Consider the following 16,100-nt stretch of genomic DNA (forward strand, 5'->3'; position numbering starts at 1 on the left):
ATGAACGACCCGCGCCAGCAGTCCTGGTTGCCCGAGCTGTGCCGCCTGCCGCGCCTGGCGGCGATGCTGGGGTTGGCCGAGCTGGTGGTGGTGGTCGTGGCGCTGGCACCCGATGGCAGCCGCCACTGGACGCTGTCGGATTTCCTGTCCGCCAGCGGCTTCGCGCTGTGGCTGGCGCTGGCGGTGACGGTCAGCCTGTGCAGTCTGCGCGCGATGCTTTCGCGCCTGCCGGAAGTGCCCGGCATGGTGCTGGTGGTGGCGATGACCGGGCTGATCGCCGGCGCCTGCGCGGCGATCGTGCACGCACTGTATGGCGTGCTCGGTGGCAGCAGCTTCGCCCAGGCGGTGGGCTTCTGGCGGTTCACGCTCGGCAGCGCGGCGATGACCGCCTTGATCACAGCGCTGGCGTTGCGCTACTTCTACGTCAGTGACCGTGGCAGCGCACAGATGCTGGCCAACGCGCGTGCGCAGGCCGATGCACTGCAGGCACGGATCCGCCCGCATTTCCTCTTCAACAGCATGAACCTCATCGCCAGCCTGCTGCGCCGCGATCCGGACGTGGCCGAGCGCGCGGTGCTCGATCTGTCCGATCTGTTCCGCGCCGCGCTCGGTGCCGGTGATGGCGATTCCACGCTGCAGGCCGAGTGCGAACTGGCCGAGCGCTATCTCTCGATCGAGTCGCTGCGCCTGGGCGACCGATTGAAGGTGATCTGGCTGCGCGACGAACCGCTGCCCTGGTCACTGCCGATGCCGCGGCTGGTGCTGCAGCCGCTGGTGGAAAACGCCGTGCTGCATGGTATCTCGCGCGTGCCGGCCGGCGGCACCATCGTGCTGGCACTGTCCAGTGACGGGACGAATCTGCGCATCCGCGTGCGCAATCCCGCACCGGATCCGGCCACGCGCGGGTTGCCGCTGCTGCAGGGGGCCGGCCACGCGCAGCGCAATATCGCCCATCGCCTGGCCTGGCGCTTCGGCCCGGCCGCGCGGATGACGGGGGCGTGGGCCGACGGCTACTATGCTTGCGAAATCACGGTCCCGGTCCAGTGAGGAAACTGTGTTGAAGGTGGTGATCGCCGACGACGAACCGCTGGCCCGCGAGCGCCTGCGTGCCCTGCTGGCCGACCAGGCCGGTATCGAGGTCGTGGCCGAAGCGGAGAACGGCGAACAGGCCCTGCACGCCTGCGCCGAGCTGCAGCCGGACCTGGTCCTGCTCGATATCGCGATGCCCGGCCTGGATGGACTGGAGGCGGCCCGCCACCTGGCCACCTTCGAGCCGCGCCCGGCCGTGGTGTTCTGCACCGCCTATGACGCCCATGCGCTGTCCGCGTTCGAGGCGGCGGCCATCGATTACCTGATGAAGCCGGTGCGTCCCGAGCGCCTGGCCGCTGCACTGGAGCGGGCCCGCACCTTCCTCGCCGGCCGCAGCGTCCCGCTCACGGCCGCCAGCCAACAGGCGCGCACGCTGCTGTGCGCACGCCTGCGTGGCAGCCTGCGCTTGATTCCGGTGGAGGACATCCACTATCTGCAGGCCGAAGAAAAGTACGTGGTCGTGCACCATGCCCGCGGTGAGGATCTGCTGGAAGAATCGCTGAAGTCGCTGGAAGAGGAGTTCGGCAACCGTTTCGTGCGCATCCATCGCAATTGCCTGGTCGCCCGGCACGAACTGGTGGAGCTGCGACGAAATGGCGCAGGCCAGGTCCAGGCGGTGCTTCGGCACGGGCATGAGCCGCTGGAAGTGAGCCGCCGCTGCGTGGCCAGCCTCAAGCAGGACCTCAAGCACCTGTGACGCGAGGGCAGGCGACCGTTGGTCGATATGCCCCTGTGCGCCGATAATGGCGGCATGAAGACCCTGCGCATCGCCACCCGAAAGAGCCCGCTTGCCCTGTGGCAGAGCGAATACGTCGCCGACCGCCTGCGAGAGGCGCATCCGGGGCTGGAGGTGGTGCTGATCCCGCTGAGCACGCGCGGCGACGAAGTGCTGGACCGCTCGCTGGCGGCGATCGGTGGCAAGGGACTGTTCCTCAAGGAGCTGGAACTGGCGATGCTGCGCGGGGAAGCCGATTGCGCGGTGCATTCGCTCAAGGATGTGCCGATGGAGCTGGACGCGCCGTTCGCGCTGCCGGCGATGCTGCCCCGCCACGATGCCGCCGATGGCTTCATCTCCAACCTGTACGCCTCACTGGATGCGCTGCCGATCGGCGCGCGTGTCGGCACCTCGTCGCTGCGCCGTCAGGCCCAGCTGCGCGCGCTGCGTCCGGACCTGGAGCTGTCGGACCTGCGTGGCAACGTCAACACGCGCTTGGCCAAGCTCGACAACGGTGGCTATGACGCCATCGTGCTGGCGGTGGCCGGGCTGGAACGCCTGGGCCTGGGCAACCGCATCGTGGCGCGACTGACGGCACCAGACTGGCTGCCGGCGCCGGCGCAGGGCGCGGTGACGGTGGAATGCAACGGCGAGGATGCCGGCGTGATGGCGCTGTTCGCCGCGCTGGACGATGCCGACACGCGGGCCTGCGTGGAAGCCGAGCGCGCCATGAACCGCGCGCTGCACGGCAGCTGTCATGTGCCGGTCGCCGGCTTTGCGCAATGGGAAGGCGAGAATCTGTTCCTGCAGGGCCTGGTCGGCGGTGTCGCCGATGGCCGCATCGTGCGCGCGGAGGCGCGTGGCCCGGCCAGTGATCCGGAAACGCTGGGCCAGCGCGTGGCACGTGGCCTGCTTGATGCCGGTGCCGGGGAACTGCTCGCGGTCTGAGGCGCGTAGTGCCGGCCAGCGGTCGGCACTACCTCAAGACGGCGGGCGCACAGGCGCCCGCGGCGATTACTTGAACTTGTAGACCACATTCATGGTGGTCAGCGTGTCGGTCTTGCGCTTGTCTTCGGCAACGTCGCTGTTGTGACGCGCCTGCCAGCCAGCCTTCAGCGCCAGATGCTCGTTCATGCTCACCGACACGCCGAAATCGTTCTGCGCGAAGGTGTTGTACGAACCCGATTCCACGAGCAGCGTGTTCACCAGGTCGGTGTTCGGGGTCAGCGTGTACTTGAGATCGAACAGGCCACGACCGATCAGGCCGGTACGTGTCGCATCGTCTTCGGTGTTGTGGGTGCGGCGCACACCGGGGCCGATCTGCGCATCCATGTAGAAGCGCTCGCCGTCGATGATCCGGGTGCCGTAACCCAGACCGAACGAGCTCTGGCGGTCGTAGGTGGCGAAGTCGTCGCGCTCATATCGCACCGTCGCGGTGATCTGGCGGTGCTCGCCCAGCTGCAGCGCGCTGCCGGCACTGCCGGTATAGCGGTTGGCGGTCGTGTTGCGGCGGCGGATGGTGGTGCCGTCATCGTTGGTATCGGTGTATTCCGAGCGTGAGCGCAGGCCGAACAGGTCCATGCTGTGCACCCAGTCATCGTCGGTGTAGCGCAGGCGCAGACGACCGTTGAAGCTCTCGGTATTGCTGTTGCCGCGGGCCGAGGCAAAGCCCAGTTCACCGCCACTGCCGCTCCAGGGGGAGGTCATCGCCGCCAGTTCGGCAACGTCCTGTGCATAAACCGCCGGGGCGCAGAGCAGCAGGGGAACAAGCAACGAAACGCGCAGGGACATCAACGGTTCTCCGTGATCGGACAAGGGGGAGGGACAACAAGGGGGGGATGATACTTGATGCGTTCTGCGTCACATTCGGCCGCGGGCCCCGGCTTTAGGACCCGTTCGGCCTTGATCCCTGTTCAGGGAACATCGATGCGCAGTGAGGCGTCGTCGAAGCGCGAGTAGGTAACGGTGATGCGGAACGCCTGGCCGTTGGTCTCGCCCTTGCGCTCGATCTGCACCGGCAGGCCCTGTGCATTGACCCAGTACAGCAGGCCGTCGGGCGCCGCGGTGGCGTGGCGCACCTCGTATTTATGGGCGCGCTGGCCGCCGGCGCGGTCCTCGCCAAGATCGCGCACCGTCAGCTGCGCGGGCTGCAGATCGGCCGGCAGCGGGTTGCGCCACTGGGCCAGCATGCCTTCGGGCACGGGAATCTGGCGCACTTCGCCGGCACGCTGCAGGAAGAACGTGCCGCCGATGATGGTCTGTGGGCCATCGTCGGTGATCAGCCGATAGCGGTCCGGGGCCACATAGTCCATCTGCGCCTCCACGGCGCGCGGGCCCTGCATCTTCATCACCGCATGGAAGCTGCGCAGCTGGCCGAAGCGCTGGCTGGCCGCCAGTACGGTACCGACCGGATCGGCCGCCGGTGCCGTTGCGGCAGGCACGGCGGCCGCCGGCGTTTCAGTTCGCCCACAGCCCCCCAGCAGCAGGGCGGCAGCAGACAGGGCAAGGGCGGGCAACAGGCGCATGGCGGGCGGCAGCAGGCGGTGGGGGCCCCACGATAGCCGAAGATGCAGCCGAAGCCGCCACAACGACGGCGACTCGGACATAATCGGGTCATGGACCGATATGAACGCATCAACGCCCTGCATCGCCTGCTCAAGTCCGCCCGTTACCCGGTAACGGTGGCGGCACTGCAGGAAAAACTGGAGTGTTCCCGCGCGACTGTCTACCGCGACCTGGCCTTCCTGCGCGACGCGCTGATGGCGCCGGTGGAAGGCGATGGCGAGGCAGGCTTCCGCTACCAGGCCGACGAAAGCGACCGCTTCGAGCTGCCGGGCCTGTGGCTCAGCTCGGAAGAGCTGCACGCGCTGCTGGCCTCCCAGCATCTGCTCTCGCGCACCGGCGGTGGCGTGCTGTCCTCGGTGCTGGCCCCGCTGCAGCAGCGCATCGAAGGCCTGCTGGCGGCACAGGCTGGCGTCTCGACCTGGCCGGTCGACCGGGTCCGGGTGATTCCGCACCGGGGCCGCAAGTTCGATGAAGCCAGCTTCCGCGCAGTGGCTTCGGCGGTGCTGGAGCGCAAGCAGCTGGCCTTCGAGTACCGGGCCCGCTCCACCGATGAGGCGACCCAGCGCACCGTGTCGCCGCAGCGCATGACCCACTACCGCGACAACTGGTATCTGGATGCGTGGGACCACGGCCGCGAGGGCCTGCGCAGTTTCGCGGTGGACCGCATCTACAAGGCACGCGTGATCGATACCACCGCGCGCGATGTGGACGAGACCGAGCTGGACGAGCAGCTGGGCGCCAGCTACGGCATCTTCTCCGGGCCGCCCAAGGGCTGGGCCACGATCGTGTTCAGTGCCAAGGCCGCACGCTGGGTGGCCGATGAGCATTGGCATTCCAAGCAGCAGGGCCGCTTCCTGTCCGATGGCCGCTACGAGCTGAAACTGCCTTACAGCGTCTCGCGCGAGCTGCTGATGGACGTGCTGCATTACGGCTCGGATGCGGAAATCGTCGAGCCGGTGATGCTGCGCGAACAGGCCAAAGCCCTGCTCGCGCTGGCGCTGACCAGTTACGAGTAAGCGGGCCACGCCGGCATCGGCTCATGCCGTGGGGTCATATGCCCCGGATTCCGCAAGGGCCGGGGCGTGCGGTATCGTGGGGCGTTGCTGCCCTTATGGATCCCGCTGCTCCCATGAAAAAGTACCTGCTGCTCCCGTTGCTTGCCGCCTCGCTGGCCCTGGCCGCCTGCGGCAAGCCGGCCAATGATTCCAAGAAGCTGGTGGTCGCCGCCACCGCGGTGCCGCACGCCGAGATCCTCGCCGTGGTCAAGCCGATCCTGGAAAAGGAAGGCCTGACCTTGGACGTGCGCGTGTTCAACGACTACGTGCAGCCCAACGACCAGCTGGTGCAGAAGCAGGTCGACGTGAACTACTTCCAGACCGAGCCCTATCTGGATGCCTACAACCGTGATCGCAAGACGGATCTGGTCAAGGTGATCGGCGTGCATATCGAGCCCTTCGGTGCGTACTCGCGGCGTTTCACATCACTCGATGCGCTGCCCAACGGCGCCGATGTGGTGATCCCCAACGACCCGAGCAACAACAGCCGCGCGCTGATCCTGCTGCACAAGGCCGGCGTGATCACGCTCAAGGACCCGACCAATGCGTTGGCCACCCAGCGTGACATCATCGCCAACCCGAAGCAGCTCAAGTTCCGCGAGCTGGACTCGGCGATGCTGCCGCGCGTGCTGGACCAGGTGGATCTGGCCCTGATCAATACCAACTACGCGCTGGATGCCGGGCTCAACCCGACCCAGGATGCGCTGGCGATCGAAAGCAAGGATTCGCCGTACGTGAACTTCCTCGTCGCCCGCCCGGACAACAAGGATGATGCCCGCGTGCAGCAGTTGGCCAAGGCCCTGACCGGCCCGGAAGTGAAAGCCTTCATCGCCGAAAAGTACAAGGGCGCCGTTCTTCCGGCATTCTGACCGGCATCCACGGCAGAGCCACGCCATGCGTGGCTGGACGCGCCCGCGCGGCAGTGATCGCCGACGCGGGCGTCACCCCACCCGGAACCCCATCGTTGCGTCCACCGCCTGCTGCCAGCCGCTGTACAGCGCCTCGCGCTGATCCGCCGGCATCTGCGGCGTGAAGCGGCGATCCACCGCCCATTGCGCGGCGATCTCCGCCCGGCTGCTCCAGAACCCGGTGGCCAGCCCGGCCAGATAGGCCGCGCCCAGCGCGGTGGTTTCGGCCACCTGTGGGCGCAGCACCGGTACACCCAGGATGTCGCTCTGGAACTGCGCCATGAAATCATTGGCGATCGCGCCGCCATCGGCGCGCAGCTCCTTCAGCTCGATTCCCGCATCGGCCTGCATCGCCGCCAGCACGTCGCGGGTCTGGTAGGCCATCGATTCCACCGCCGCGCGGATGAAGTGCTCTTTGGTGGTGCCGCGGGTCAGCCCGAACATCGCGCCGCGCACATCGCCGCGCCAGTACGGCGCTCCAAGCCCCACGAAGGCTGGCACCAGGTACACACCGCCGTTGTCGGCCGCACGCTCGGCGTAGGCCTGACAGTCGCTGGATTTGCCGAACATGCGCAGCCCGTCGCGCAACCACTGCACCACCGAGCCGGCGACGAAGATCGAGCCTTCCAGCGCATATTCCACACGGCCATCGAGGCCCCACGCGATGGTGGTGAGCAGGCCATTGTCGGAGGTCACCGCCTTCTCGCCGGTGTTCATCAGCATGAAACAGCCGGTGCCATAGGTGTTCTTGGCCATGCCCGGCTCGAAGCAGGCCTGGCCGAACAGCGCGGCCTGCTGGTCGCCGGCGATGCCGGCAATCGGCAAGTGCTGATCGAAAAAGAACTGCGCCTGGGTGGTGGCATACACCTCACTGGAACTGCGCACCTGCGGCAGCATCGCGCGCGGGATGTTGAACAGCGCCAGCAGTTCATCGTCCCACTGCAGCGCGTGGATATCGAACAGCAGCGTGCGCGCGGCATTGGTGACATCGGTGACGTGTGCCTGGCCGCCGCTGAGGTTCCAGATCAACCAGCTGTCGATGGTGCCGAACAGCAGTTCGCCGCGCTCGGCGCGTGCCTGCGCGCCCTCGACGTGATCAAGGATCCAGCGGATCTTGGTCGCCGAGAAATAGGCATCGATCAACAGCCCGGTCTTGCGCCGTATCAGCGGCTCGTGGCCGTCGGCCTTGAGCTGTTCGCAGATCGCATGGCTCTGCCGCGACTGCCACACCACGGCATTGTGGATCGGCTGGCCGGTGGCCTTGTCCCAGACCACCGTGGTCTCGCGCTGGTTGGTGATGCCGATGCCGGCGATCGTGCGCGGGTCCACCTGGTGGCGGTTCAGCAGTTCGGTGATCGTGGTGTACACGCTGGTCAGGATCTCGCGCGGGTCATGCTCCACCCAGCCCGGCTGCGGGAAGATCTGGGTGAACTCGCGTTGCGCGCTGCCGGCGATGCGCCCGGCACGATCAAACAGGATGGCGCGCGAACTGGTCGTGCCCTGGTCGATGGCGAGCACGTAGTGCTTGTCCATGGTCTGCTCCGTGGAAATCGAGGCCGTGAGGCGTGACAGAGGTACAGCCTACGGCATCGAAACACGCGCCTGCAGGGTGGCGGTCAATGCCCCGCGCTGTGCGGCGTCCATGCGCAATCCCAGATGGCTGCGGCGCCACAGCACGTCGTCGGCGGTGCGCGCCCACTCGTGGGCGATGAGGTACTCCAGCTCGCGGTCGTAAAGGCCGGCGCCGTGGTCCTGGCCCAACGCGTCGAGGGTCTGTGTACCGGCAAGCAGACCGGCCGCGCGGGTGCCGTAGCTGCCGGCCAGGCGCTGCAGCAGGGGAGCGGGCAGGCGAGGGTGGTCACACCGCAGTGCCTCGGCAACTTCCGCGGCCGTGCCGCCATCGCCACCCGGTAATGGCGGTCCACCGGCGGTCCATGCCGCGCCCATTTCCGGCAGTGAGGATGTAAGCCGCCCAAGCGCTTCCTCGGCCAGTGCGCGGTAGGTGGTGAGCTTGCCACCCAGCACGCTGAGCAGCGCCGCGCCAGCGGTATCCAGTTCCAATCGGTAGTCGCGGGTGACCCGCGACGCATCCCGGTGATGATCGGCCAATAGTGGTCGCACCCCGCTGTAGCGCCAGACGATGTCCTCGGCGCGCACGGGGAGGCGGACGAACCGGTTCACCGCATCCAGCAGATACGCTTCCTCGTCCGGGCGCGGCTGCGCCAGCGCCGGGTCGCCGTCGTAGTCGGTATCGGTGGTGCCGATCAGGGTGAAATCCTGCTCGAAGGGAATGGCAAACACCACACGCTGGTCGGGCTGCTGGAACAGGTAGGCGCTGTCGTGCGCGAACAGGCGGGGCACCACCAGGTGGCTGCCCTGCACGAGCCGCAGGCCCAGCGGCGCATCCAGTCCGGCACGCTCCAGCACCGTGCCCGCCCATGGGCCGCTCGCGTTGACCACGCACCGGGCGCGAATACGCTGCACGTCGCCGTTGGCGGTGCGCAGGACAGCCCACCAGTGGTCGCGGTGACGGATCAGCTGTTCGCAGCGGGTGCGTGTGCGGATGTCGGCACCGCGCTCATGCGCATCGAGCGCGTTGAGCACCACCAGCCGGGCATCGTTGACGCGTGCATCGGCATAGGTGAAGCCGGTCCGGTAGGCGGGCTGCAATGCAGCGCCGCTCCGATCGCGCTGCAGGTCGATGCGCTGCGAGCGCGGAAAATGGGGATTGGCGTGGCCAAGGTGGTCGTAGAGCCACAATCCTGCGCGCAGCATCCAGGCTGGGCGCAGGTGGCGCGCATGCGGCAGCACGAAGCGGGTCTGGGCGATCAGATGCGGTGCAAGCTGGCGCAGTGTTTCGCGCTCGTTGAGCGCCTTGCGTACCAAGGCGAACTCGCCCTGCTGCAGATAGCGCAGGCCACCGTGGATCAGTTTGGTACTGGCGCTGGAGGTGTGGGCGGCCAGATCATCCTGCTCGCACAGGCATACCGACAGCCCGCGCCCGGCGGCATCCCGGGCGATACCGGCGCCGTTGATGCCGCCGCCCACCACCAGCATGTCGAAGGACTCGCGCATCGGCTCCCCGCGGGCGGACCGGCGTGGTCCGTTGTTGGCGCCAGTGTCGGCCAGCGACCGGAAAAGCAGGATGAAAGTGGCCCCACCAACGACAACGGGCCCGCGAGGGGCCCGTTGTGCGTACTACGTGATGCGGAAGGGCGTGCTTAGAAGCGCGCGCCGATGCCAAAGCCCACGGTCCACGGATCCAGCTTGGCCTTGTCGCCGGTGCCTTCACCGTTGACGGTCAGCTCCGGGCGCGAATGCATGTAGCGGGCATCGGCACGGGCGAACCAGGTGCTGTTGATGTTCATGTCCACACCGACGGTGCCGATCGCGCCCTTGGCGGTCTTGACGCCGATGTGGCCGATGTCGCTGGCGAGGTCTTCATTGCTGAAGTTGGACTCGTAGTAACCGGCGCCCACGAACGGACGGAACACGTTGTCGGCCTGGCCGAAGTGGTACTGGCCGCTCAGCGCGATCGGCTGCTGCTCGACGGTGCCCAGGCGGGCGCCATCGGTGCCGCGCACGCGGTGATCGAACTTGTCGGCTGCGCCCCACAGTTCCACGGCCCAGTTGTCGTTGATGTAGTAGCTCAAACTCAGGGTCGGGGCCGGGCCGCCGTCCACCTTGCGCACGCCATCGAGCGGATCGTTCTTCGGCTGCAGCAGCGAGACGCCGCCGACCACGGCGAAGTGCTTGCCAGAAGCGGTATCAACAGTGCTGTCCTGCGCGAAAGCAGCCGGCGCAAAAGCAAGAGCAGTCAGGGTAGCCAGGGTCAGGGTACGGATGGAGCGCATGGGGGAATCTCCTCAGGATGTTTTTGTTCTGGGCCCCGGTGTTGTGGGGCGAGGCAACCGTAGTCCCCGCAATCTGAATCGCGTCCGACGCACGTTAAAATTTAGTTGTTTCCATTCAGCGATCAGTGCGAAACCGCTGTATTTACAGGCGATCATGCAACTCCTGACATTCATGCATCTGGTGATGGCGTGATGGAAACGACAACATGCATCGGCTTCCCCGCGCAGCTGAACGCCGACTGCCGCCTGCTGGTACTCGGCTCGATGCCGGGCGTTGCCTCGCTGCAGGCCGCGCAGTACTACGCGCATCCGCGCAATCGTTTCTGGCCATTGATGGGCGTGCTGTGCGGGATCGACGCGACACTGTCTTATCCGGAGCGCGTGCGCGTATTGAACGCGTGCGGTGTGGGCGTGTGGGATGTGATCGGGCAGTGCGAGCGACGCGGCAGCCTGGATGCGTCGATCGTGCGCGGCACTGAAACACCCAACGCGCTGGGGGTACTGATCGACGGATTGCCTGCGCTGCGTGCGATCGCCTGCAATGGGGGCACCGCGTACCGCGCGTTCCAGCGTTTCATCCTGCCCACGCTGGTCGGCGCGGCGCGCGAGGTGACGGTCTGGTCGCTGCCTTCCACCAGCCCGGCCAACGCGGCCTGGCCGTTGCCCAGGCTTGTCGAGGCCTGGCACCCGCTGGCCGATGCCGTACGGCGCTGAGGCGGGGGACAGTGGCGGACAATACGGTGCCGACTGGAACATTCCGCTTTGCACTGTGCCAAGCCGAATCCGGCCAAAGCAGATGCCTGCAACAGCCTGTCCCGGGACAGCGGCGCTGAAAATTCGCCAAGCTGGTTGGCGCTGGCGCGCGATGCCCCCACAATAGGCGATTCCCTACACCAGATTGCCGGAGTTTTCCCCATGGCCGAAATCAAGGAAGCACTTGTCCCCGATATCGGTGACTACAGCGATATCCCGGTAATCGAGGTGCTGGTCGCCGTTGGAGATACCGTCAAGAAAGACCAGGGTCTGGTGACGCTGGAATCGGACAAGGCCACGATGGAAGTGCCGTCCTCGGTGGCCGGTATCGTCAAGGAAATCAAGGTCAAGATCGGCGACAACCTCTCCGAGGGCAAGCTCGTCGCGCTGATCGAAGTCAGCGACGAGCCCGCCGCGCCGGCCGCTGCTGCCGCGCCGGCCCCCGCCGCCAAGACCGAAGCCGCCGAGACCGCGACCAAGGTCGAGCCCGTCGCTGCCCCGGCCGAACCGGACAGGCTGGCCGCCCGTGATATCGAACAGTCGGCTGCCAGGCCGACCCAGCCGGCGCCGGCCGCCGCTGCCCCGTCGGGTGGCTCGCCGACCAGCCCGCCGGTGGCCTTCAATGCCGACAGCGTGCTGCCGCAGAAGGTCCCCTACGCCTCGCCGGCCGTGCGCGTGTTCGCCCGCGAGCTGGGCGTGGACCTCAATCAGCTGAGCGGCACAGAGAAGGGCGGCCGCATCACCAAGTCCGACGTGCAGAAGTTCGTCAAGTCGGCGCTGTCCGGCGGCGGCGCTGCCACCGGCGGTACCGTGGCAGCTGGTGGCGGCCTGAACCTGCTGGCCTGGCCGAAGGTCGACTTCAGCAAGTTCGGTGAGGTCGAGGTCCAGCCGCTGTCGCGGATCAAGAAGATCTCGGGCGCGAACCTGGCCCGCAACTGGGCGATGATTCCGCATGTCACCCAGTTCGAACAGGCCGACATCACCGAACTGGAAGCCCTGCGCGTGGCCCTGAACAAGGAAAACGAGAAGGCCGGCATCAAGCTGACCATGCTCGCCTTCCTGGTCAAGGCCAGCGCCGCGGCGCTGAAGAAGTTCCCGGAGTTCAACGCCTCGCTGGATGCCAGCGGCGAGAATCTGACCCTGAAGAAGTACTTCAACATCGGTTTCGCGGCTGATACCCCGAGCGGCCTGGTCGTGCCGGTGATCCGCGACGTCGACAAGAAGGGTGTGGTGCAGATCGCGCAGGAATCCGGCGAACTGGCCAAGAAGGCCCGCGACGGCAAGCTCGGCCCGGCCGACATGAGCGGTGGCTGCTTCTCGATCAGCTCGCTGGGCGGCATCGGTGGCACCGCGTTCACCCCGATCGTCAATGCACCGGAAGTGGCCATCCTGGGCGTGTCCAAGTCGTCGATCCAGCCGGTCTGGAACGGCAAGGAATTCGCGCCGAAGCTGATGCTGCCGCTGTCGCTGAGCTATGACCACCGCGTCATCGACGGCGCGCTGGCCGCCCGCTTCACCACCTACCTCTCGCAGGTGCTGGCCGACATGCGGCGCGTCCTGCTGTGAAGCAGGGCCTGGTCCTGACCGGGCTGCTGATGGCGCTGCCGATGGCACAGGCGGGCGCGCGCGAATGCGCGTCCGACCTGGGCCATGGCTGGCCACCGGCGGTCGGCAACTATGGCCAGGCAGTGGAAACCCTGTTCGACGGCAAGGCGCAGCCGGCACTGTCGCTGGTCAGCCTGCCCAAAAGTGGCGTGGAGACCGGCGTGGCGTTGCTGCCCGGCACCCAGGACCAGGAATGGACCTTGCGCTACAGCCGGGCCGACAAGCGCGTCTACAACTGGAACAGCGGCGCCCGCCAGGGCGGCGTGGAACTGCGCGTGGACCAGGAGCCGGACCAGTACCAGGTCAGCATCCCGGCGCCGTTGGCGCAGCGGCTGCTGCACAGCTGGCAGGCCGCCTTGGCCGCGCAGGTGCCGGGCGACCGCAAGGCGCCGGTGCTGGAGGGTGATGTGCTGTCCTTCACCGTGGATGGCCAGCGTTACAGCGGCACCCGGCCCGAATGCGGTGCGGGCCAGCTGATGATGAAACAGGTGGCGCTGCTGATCGAAGCCAGCGACACCAAGGAAAAGAAGCTCGACCGTCGCTGGAAAGATCTGGACGAGTCGCTCGACGAACTGCAGCAACTGCTCGGCGGCAAGGCCGGCTGAGCACCAGGAGAACACGAATGGCCGCAATTGAAATCAAGGTTCCCGACATCGGCGATTACAGCGGTGTCCCGGTGATCGAACTGCTGGTCGCCGTGGGTGACACGGTGAAGAAGGACCAGGGTCTGGTCACGCTGGAATCGGACAAGGCAACGCTGGAAGTGCCGTCCTCGGCCGCCGGTGTGGTCAAGGAAATCAAGGTCAAGCTCGGCGACAACCTCTCCGAAGGCGACGTCGTGCTGCTGCTGGAGGCCGAAGGCGAGGCCGCTGCGCCTGCCGCCCCGGCCAAGGCCGAGGCACCCAAGGCCGAGGCCGCACCGGCCAGCAAGCCGCCGGTGACCCCGTCGCACCGCGCCCCGGCCGAACCGGCCGCGCCGCAGCCGGCGCTGTCCTCGGGCAAGCCGGCCGACATCGAATGCAAGATGGTGGTGCTGGGCGCAGGCCCGGGCGGTTACACCGCCGCCTTCCGTTCGGCCGATCTGGGCGTGGATACCGTGCTGATCGAGCGTTACGCCAGCCTCGGCGGCGTCTGCCTCAACGTGGGCTGCATCCCCTCCAAGGCACTGCTGCATGCGGCCGCGGTGATCGACGAAGTCGCCCACGCCGGTGATTTCGGCGTGGAGTTCGGCAAGCCGACCATCACCCTGGACAAGCTGCGCGGCTACAAGGAAAAGGTGGTTACCCAGCTGACCAAGGGCCTGGCCGGCATGGCCAAGCAGCGCAAGGTGCGCACCGTACAGGGCCTGGCGAAGTTCGTCTCGGCCAACGAGCTGGAGATCGTCGGCGACGACGGCAAGACCCAGCTGCTGCGCTTTGAGCAATGCATCATCGCCGCCGGTTCGCAGGCGGTGAAGCTGCCCAACTTCCCGTGGGACGACGAGCGCGTCATGGACTCCACCGATGCGCTGGAGCTGGCCGACGTGCCGGGTTCGCTGCTGGTGGTCGGTGGCGGCATCATCGGCCTGGAAATGGCGACGGTGTATGCGGCGCTGGGCAGCAAGGTGACCGTGGTCGAGTTCATGGACCAGCTGATGCCGGGCGCCGACAAGGACCTGGTCAAGCCGCTGGCCGATCGCCTGAAGAAGCAGGGCGTGGAGGTCCACCTGAAGACCAAGGCGACCGACGTCAAGGCCGACAAGGCCGGCATCACCGTGTCCTTCGAAGCGGCGGTGGAAGGCGAAAAGCCGGGTCTGGACGCCAGCACCTTCGACCGCGTGCTGGTCGCGGTGGGTCGCTCGCCGAACGGCAGGAAGATCGATGCCGAGAAGGCCGGCGTGCAGGTCACCGACCGTGGCTTCATCCCGGCCGACCGCCAGATGCGCACCAACGTGCCGCACATCTTTGCCATCGGCGACATCGTCGGCAACCCGATGCTGGCCCACAAGGCCACGCACGAGGGCAAGCTGGCCGCGGAAGTGGCTTCCGGCGAGAAGAAGGAATGGGTGGCGCGCGTGATTCCGTCGGTGGCCTACACCAATCCGGAAATCGCGTGGGTCGGCGTAACCGAAACCGAAGCCAAGGCCAAGGGCCTGAAGGTCGGCGTGGCCAAGTTCCCGTGGGCCGCCAGCGGCCGTGCGATCGGCATCGGCCGGACCGAGGGCTTCACCAAGCTGATTTTCGACGAAGAAACCCACCGCATCATCGGTGGTGCGATCGTCGGCGTGCATGCGGGTGATCTGCTGGCCGAGATCGGTCTGGCGATCGAGATGGGTGCGGAGGCCGAAGACATCGGCCACACCATCCATGCGCATCCGACGCTGAGCGAATCGGTGGCGATGGCCGCGGAAATCTACGACGGCACGATCACCGATCTGTACATGCCGAAGAAGAAGTAATTGGGCGATCACCGCTGTTGGTGGTGGCTCCGCTTCAACGAAAAACCCCGGTGAAAGCCGGGGTTTTTTGTTGCTGACCTCCCGGCGGCTACCGGAGTTTTGTCGAGGCGGGCACGGACACCCTGTGGGGCGAAATCAAGGAGGAGGTGACGGCCACAGGCCGTCGCCGGGGGACATTCGCACGACAGGGTGTCCGTGGCCGCCACTCCACCAGCCCGCCGTTGCTTCACCAAAAAAAACGCGGCCCCCGATATTCCGGAGGCCGCGCTTGGAGAGAGCGGTGTTGCGAAGGGCTTAGAAGACGAAGCTGACGCCTGCCACCGGGCCCTTGAACTCCTGCTTCAGACCGATCGTGCCATCGCTGCCGGTCTGATCCACGTCCAGCTTGAACCAGTCGTAGCCGGCGAACACGCCGAAGTTCTTGGTGAAGCGGTAATCGACGATCGCATTGGCACGGCTCAGATCGCCGTCGTAATCGTCGAAGTTGCCCCACTTGGTGTTCAGGTACTGGCCCTGGAAGGTGATCATCCACTTCTCGGACGGGGTGAAGCTCAGGCGTGCGCCAACCACCGGGGCGACACCGTCGGCCTTCTCGTCCAGGAACTCGCCCTGGTACAGATCACCCACATCGGCATACGCCTTGGTGCTGACCTTGGCGTACTCGGCACCCAGCTGCAGGCCCAGGTCGAACTTGTCGGTATCCACCACCGAGTAGTCATACACCAGGCTGGCCACCTGATACTTCAGCTCACCCTTGATGAAGCTGCCGGCCGGCACATTGGTATCACCGAAGCTCACGCCCTGATCGAGGGTCTCGCGGCGATCCTTGTCGTACTTGAAGTAGTTGAACAGCAGGCGCTGACGGTTGCTGATGCGGAACATGCCGTCAATGCGCGGCTCCCATTCCTTGCCACCGAGGCCGAAATCTTCGGAGAAGCCAACGTCCTGGCCCGCGATGTTGGTGTTGCCGCGGATCGTGTTGTCCGAATCGATCTGCATCGCACCCAGACGCAGCGCGAAGCGATCATCGCCCTCGGCAGCGTGGGACGGGGCGGCGTAGGAGAGTGCGGCCAGAGCGACTGGCACGGCAAGCAGGGAGAGCATCGGGCGCATCGGGGG

At 66.6% G+C, this 16,100-nt stretch carries 15 protein-coding genes; 9 read left to right on the top strand and 6 right to left on the bottom strand.

The features are described from left to right. From ABE464_RS06575 to hemC, 3 genes are read left to right on the top strand one after another with little or no spacing between them, the layout of a single operon-like run. Nucleotides 1–1,047, top strand: coding sequence for a histidine kinase (locus ABE464_RS06575; RefSeq protein WP_346471283.1), 1,047 nt, complete (start codon nucleotides 1–3; stop codon nucleotides 1,045–1,047). A gap of 10 nt (nucleotides 1,048–1,057) precedes the next feature. Next, nucleotides 1,058–1,786, top strand: coding sequence for a LytTR family DNA-binding domain-containing protein (locus ABE464_RS06580; RefSeq protein ID WP_346471284.1), 729 nt, complete (start codon nucleotides 1,058–1,060; stop codon nucleotides 1,784–1,786). 54 nt (nucleotides 1,787–1,840) lie between these two features. Continuing rightward, nucleotides 1,841–2,752, top strand: coding sequence for a hydroxymethylbilane synthase (gene hemC, locus ABE464_RS06585; RefSeq protein WP_346471285.1), 912 nt, complete (start codon nucleotides 1,841–1,843; stop codon nucleotides 2,750–2,752). 66 nt (nucleotides 2,753–2,818) lie between these two features. On the opposite strand, the gene ABE464_RS06590 is transcribed toward hemC, so the two are convergent. Beyond that, a complete protein-coding gene (locus ABE464_RS06590) occupies nucleotides 2,819–3,595 on the bottom strand; it encodes a DUF481 domain-containing protein (RefSeq protein WP_346471286.1) in 777 nt (258 codons plus the stop codon). A gap of 122 nt (nucleotides 3,596–3,717) precedes the next feature. Next, nucleotides 3,718–4,329, bottom strand: coding sequence for a hypothetical protein (locus ABE464_RS06595; RefSeq protein WP_346471287.1), 612 nt, complete (start codon nucleotides 4,327–4,329; stop codon nucleotides 3,718–3,720). A gap of 90 nt (nucleotides 4,330–4,419) precedes the next feature. On the opposite strand from ABE464_RS06595, the gene ABE464_RS06600 reads away from it, so the two are divergent. Both ABE464_RS06600 and ABE464_RS06605 read left to right on the top strand, forming a co-directional pair. Continuing rightward, nucleotides 4,420–5,385, top strand: a complete 966-nt coding sequence (locus ABE464_RS06600; RefSeq protein ID WP_346471288.1) for a YafY family protein — start codon at nucleotides 4,420–4,422, stop codon at nucleotides 5,383–5,385. Nucleotides 5,386–5,498: 113 nt separating this feature from the next. Next, nucleotides 5,499–6,293 (top strand): MetQ/NlpA family ABC transporter substrate-binding protein, encoded by a 795-nt coding sequence (locus tag ABE464_RS06605; protein WP_313209094.1) that lies wholly within the window; start codon nucleotides 5,499–5,501, stop codon nucleotides 6,291–6,293. Nucleotides 6,294–6,365: 72 nt separating this feature from the next. Here the strand turns inward: ABE464_RS06605 and glpK are convergent, their stop codons facing one another. From glpK to ABE464_RS06620, 3 genes are all read right to left on the bottom strand, one after another. Beyond that, nucleotides 6,366–7,865 (bottom strand): glycerol kinase GlpK, encoded by a 1,500-nt coding sequence (gene glpK / locus ABE464_RS06610; RefSeq protein WP_346471289.1) that lies wholly within the window; start codon nucleotides 7,863–7,865, stop codon nucleotides 6,366–6,368. A gap of 48 nt (nucleotides 7,866–7,913) precedes the next feature. After that, nucleotides 7,914–9,407, bottom strand: a complete 1,494-nt coding sequence (gene glpD / locus ABE464_RS06615; RefSeq protein WP_346471290.1) for a glycerol-3-phosphate dehydrogenase — start codon at nucleotides 9,405–9,407, stop codon at nucleotides 7,914–7,916. 146 nt (nucleotides 9,408–9,553) lie between these two features. Further along, a complete protein-coding gene (locus ABE464_RS06620; protein WP_346471291.1) occupies nucleotides 9,554–10,186 on the bottom strand; it encodes an OmpW family outer membrane protein in 633 nt (210 codons plus the stop codon). Nucleotides 10,187–10,378: 192 nt separating this feature from the next. On the opposite strand from ABE464_RS06620, the gene ABE464_RS06625 reads away from it, so the two are divergent. The 4 genes from ABE464_RS06625 to lpdA all read left to right on the top strand — a co-directional run bounded on the left by ABE464_RS06625 (nucleotide 10,379) and on the right by lpdA (nucleotide 14,981). Then, on the top strand, nucleotides 10,379–10,900 hold the full coding sequence (locus ABE464_RS06625; protein ID WP_346471292.1) for a DNA-deoxyinosine glycosylase: 522 nt from the start codon (nucleotides 10,379–10,381) through the stop codon (nucleotides 10,898–10,900). A 201-nt stretch (nucleotides 10,901–11,101) separates the two neighbouring features. After that, on the top strand, nucleotides 11,102–12,505 hold the full coding sequence (locus ABE464_RS06630; RefSeq protein ID WP_346471293.1) for a dihydrolipoyllysine-residue acetyltransferase: 1,404 nt from the start codon (nucleotides 11,102–11,104) through the stop codon (nucleotides 12,503–12,505). Nucleotides 12,506–12,534: 29 nt separating this feature from the next. Beyond that, a complete protein-coding gene (locus ABE464_RS06635; RefSeq protein WP_346471440.1) occupies nucleotides 12,535–13,149 on the top strand; it encodes a hypothetical protein in 615 nt (204 codons plus the stop codon). 17 nt (nucleotides 13,150–13,166) lie between these two features. After that, a complete protein-coding gene (lpdA, locus tag ABE464_RS06640) occupies nucleotides 13,167–14,981 on the top strand; it encodes a dihydrolipoyl dehydrogenase (protein ID WP_346471294.1) in 1,815 nt (604 codons plus the stop codon). A 294-nt stretch (nucleotides 14,982–15,275) separates the two neighbouring features. Here lpdA and ABE464_RS06645 read toward each other — a convergent pair whose 3' ends face one another. Next, nucleotides 15,276–16,094, bottom strand: coding sequence for a hypothetical protein (locus ABE464_RS06645; protein ID WP_346471295.1), 819 nt, complete (start codon nucleotides 16,092–16,094; stop codon nucleotides 15,276–15,278). Nucleotides 16,095–16,100 lie beyond the last annotated feature (6 nt).

Origin of the sequence: Stenotrophomonas sp. TWI587, from assembly GCF_039674145.1 — a bacterium.
Classification (GTDB): domain Bacteria; phylum Pseudomonadota; class Gammaproteobacteria; order Xanthomonadales; family Xanthomonadaceae; genus Stenotrophomonas; species Stenotrophomonas maltophilia_AY.

Excerpts from the sequence above, each read along its gene's own strand:
- ABE464_RS06630 (WP_346471293.1), top strand. The coding sequence starts at position 11,102 with ATGGCCGAAATCAAGGAAGCACTTGTCCCCGATATCGGTGACTACAGC.
- ABE464_RS06645 (WP_346471295.1), bottom strand. The coding sequence starts at position 16,094 with ATGCGCCCGATGCTCTCCCTGCTTGCCGTGCCAGTCGCTCTGGCCGCA.
- glpD (WP_346471290.1), bottom strand. The coding sequence starts at position 9,407 with ATGCGCGAGTCCTTCGACATGCTGGTGGTGGGCGGCGGCATCAACGGC.
- ABE464_RS06595 (WP_346471287.1), bottom strand. The coding sequence starts at position 4,329 with ATGCGCCTGTTGCCCGCCCTTGCCCTGTCTGCTGCCGCCCTGCTGCTG.
- ABE464_RS06620 (WP_346471291.1), bottom strand. The coding sequence starts at position 10,186 with ATGCGCTCCATCCGTACCCTGACCCTGGCTACCCTGACTGCTCTTGCT.
- ABE464_RS06635 (WP_346471440.1), top strand. The coding sequence starts at position 12,535 with ATGGCGCTGCCGATGGCACAGGCGGGCGCGCGCGAATGCGCGTCCGAC.
- lpdA (WP_346471294.1), top strand. The coding sequence starts at position 13,167 with ATGGCCGCAATTGAAATCAAGGTTCCCGACATCGGCGATTACAGCGGT.
- glpK (WP_346471289.1), bottom strand. The coding sequence starts at position 7,865 with ATGGACAAGCACTACGTGCTCGCCATCGACCAGGGCACGACCAGTTCG.
- ABE464_RS06600 (WP_346471288.1), top strand. The coding sequence starts at position 4,420 with ATGGACCGATATGAACGCATCAACGCCCTGCATCGCCTGCTCAAGTCC.
- ABE464_RS06590 (WP_346471286.1), bottom strand. The coding sequence starts at position 3,595 with ATGTCCCTGCGCGTTTCGTTGCTTGTTCCCCTGCTGCTCTGCGCCCCG.
- ABE464_RS06605 (WP_313209094.1), top strand. The coding sequence starts at position 5,499 with ATGAAAAAGTACCTGCTGCTCCCGTTGCTTGCCGCCTCGCTGGCCCTG.
- hemC (WP_346471285.1), top strand. The coding sequence starts at position 1,841 with ATGAAGACCCTGCGCATCGCCACCCGAAAGAGCCCGCTTGCCCTGTGG.
- ABE464_RS06625 (WP_346471292.1), top strand. The coding sequence starts at position 10,379 with ATGGAAACGACAACATGCATCGGCTTCCCCGCGCAGCTGAACGCCGAC.
- ABE464_RS06575 (WP_346471283.1), top strand. The coding sequence starts at position 1 with ATGAACGACCCGCGCCAGCAGTCCTGGTTGCCCGAGCTGTGCCGCCTG.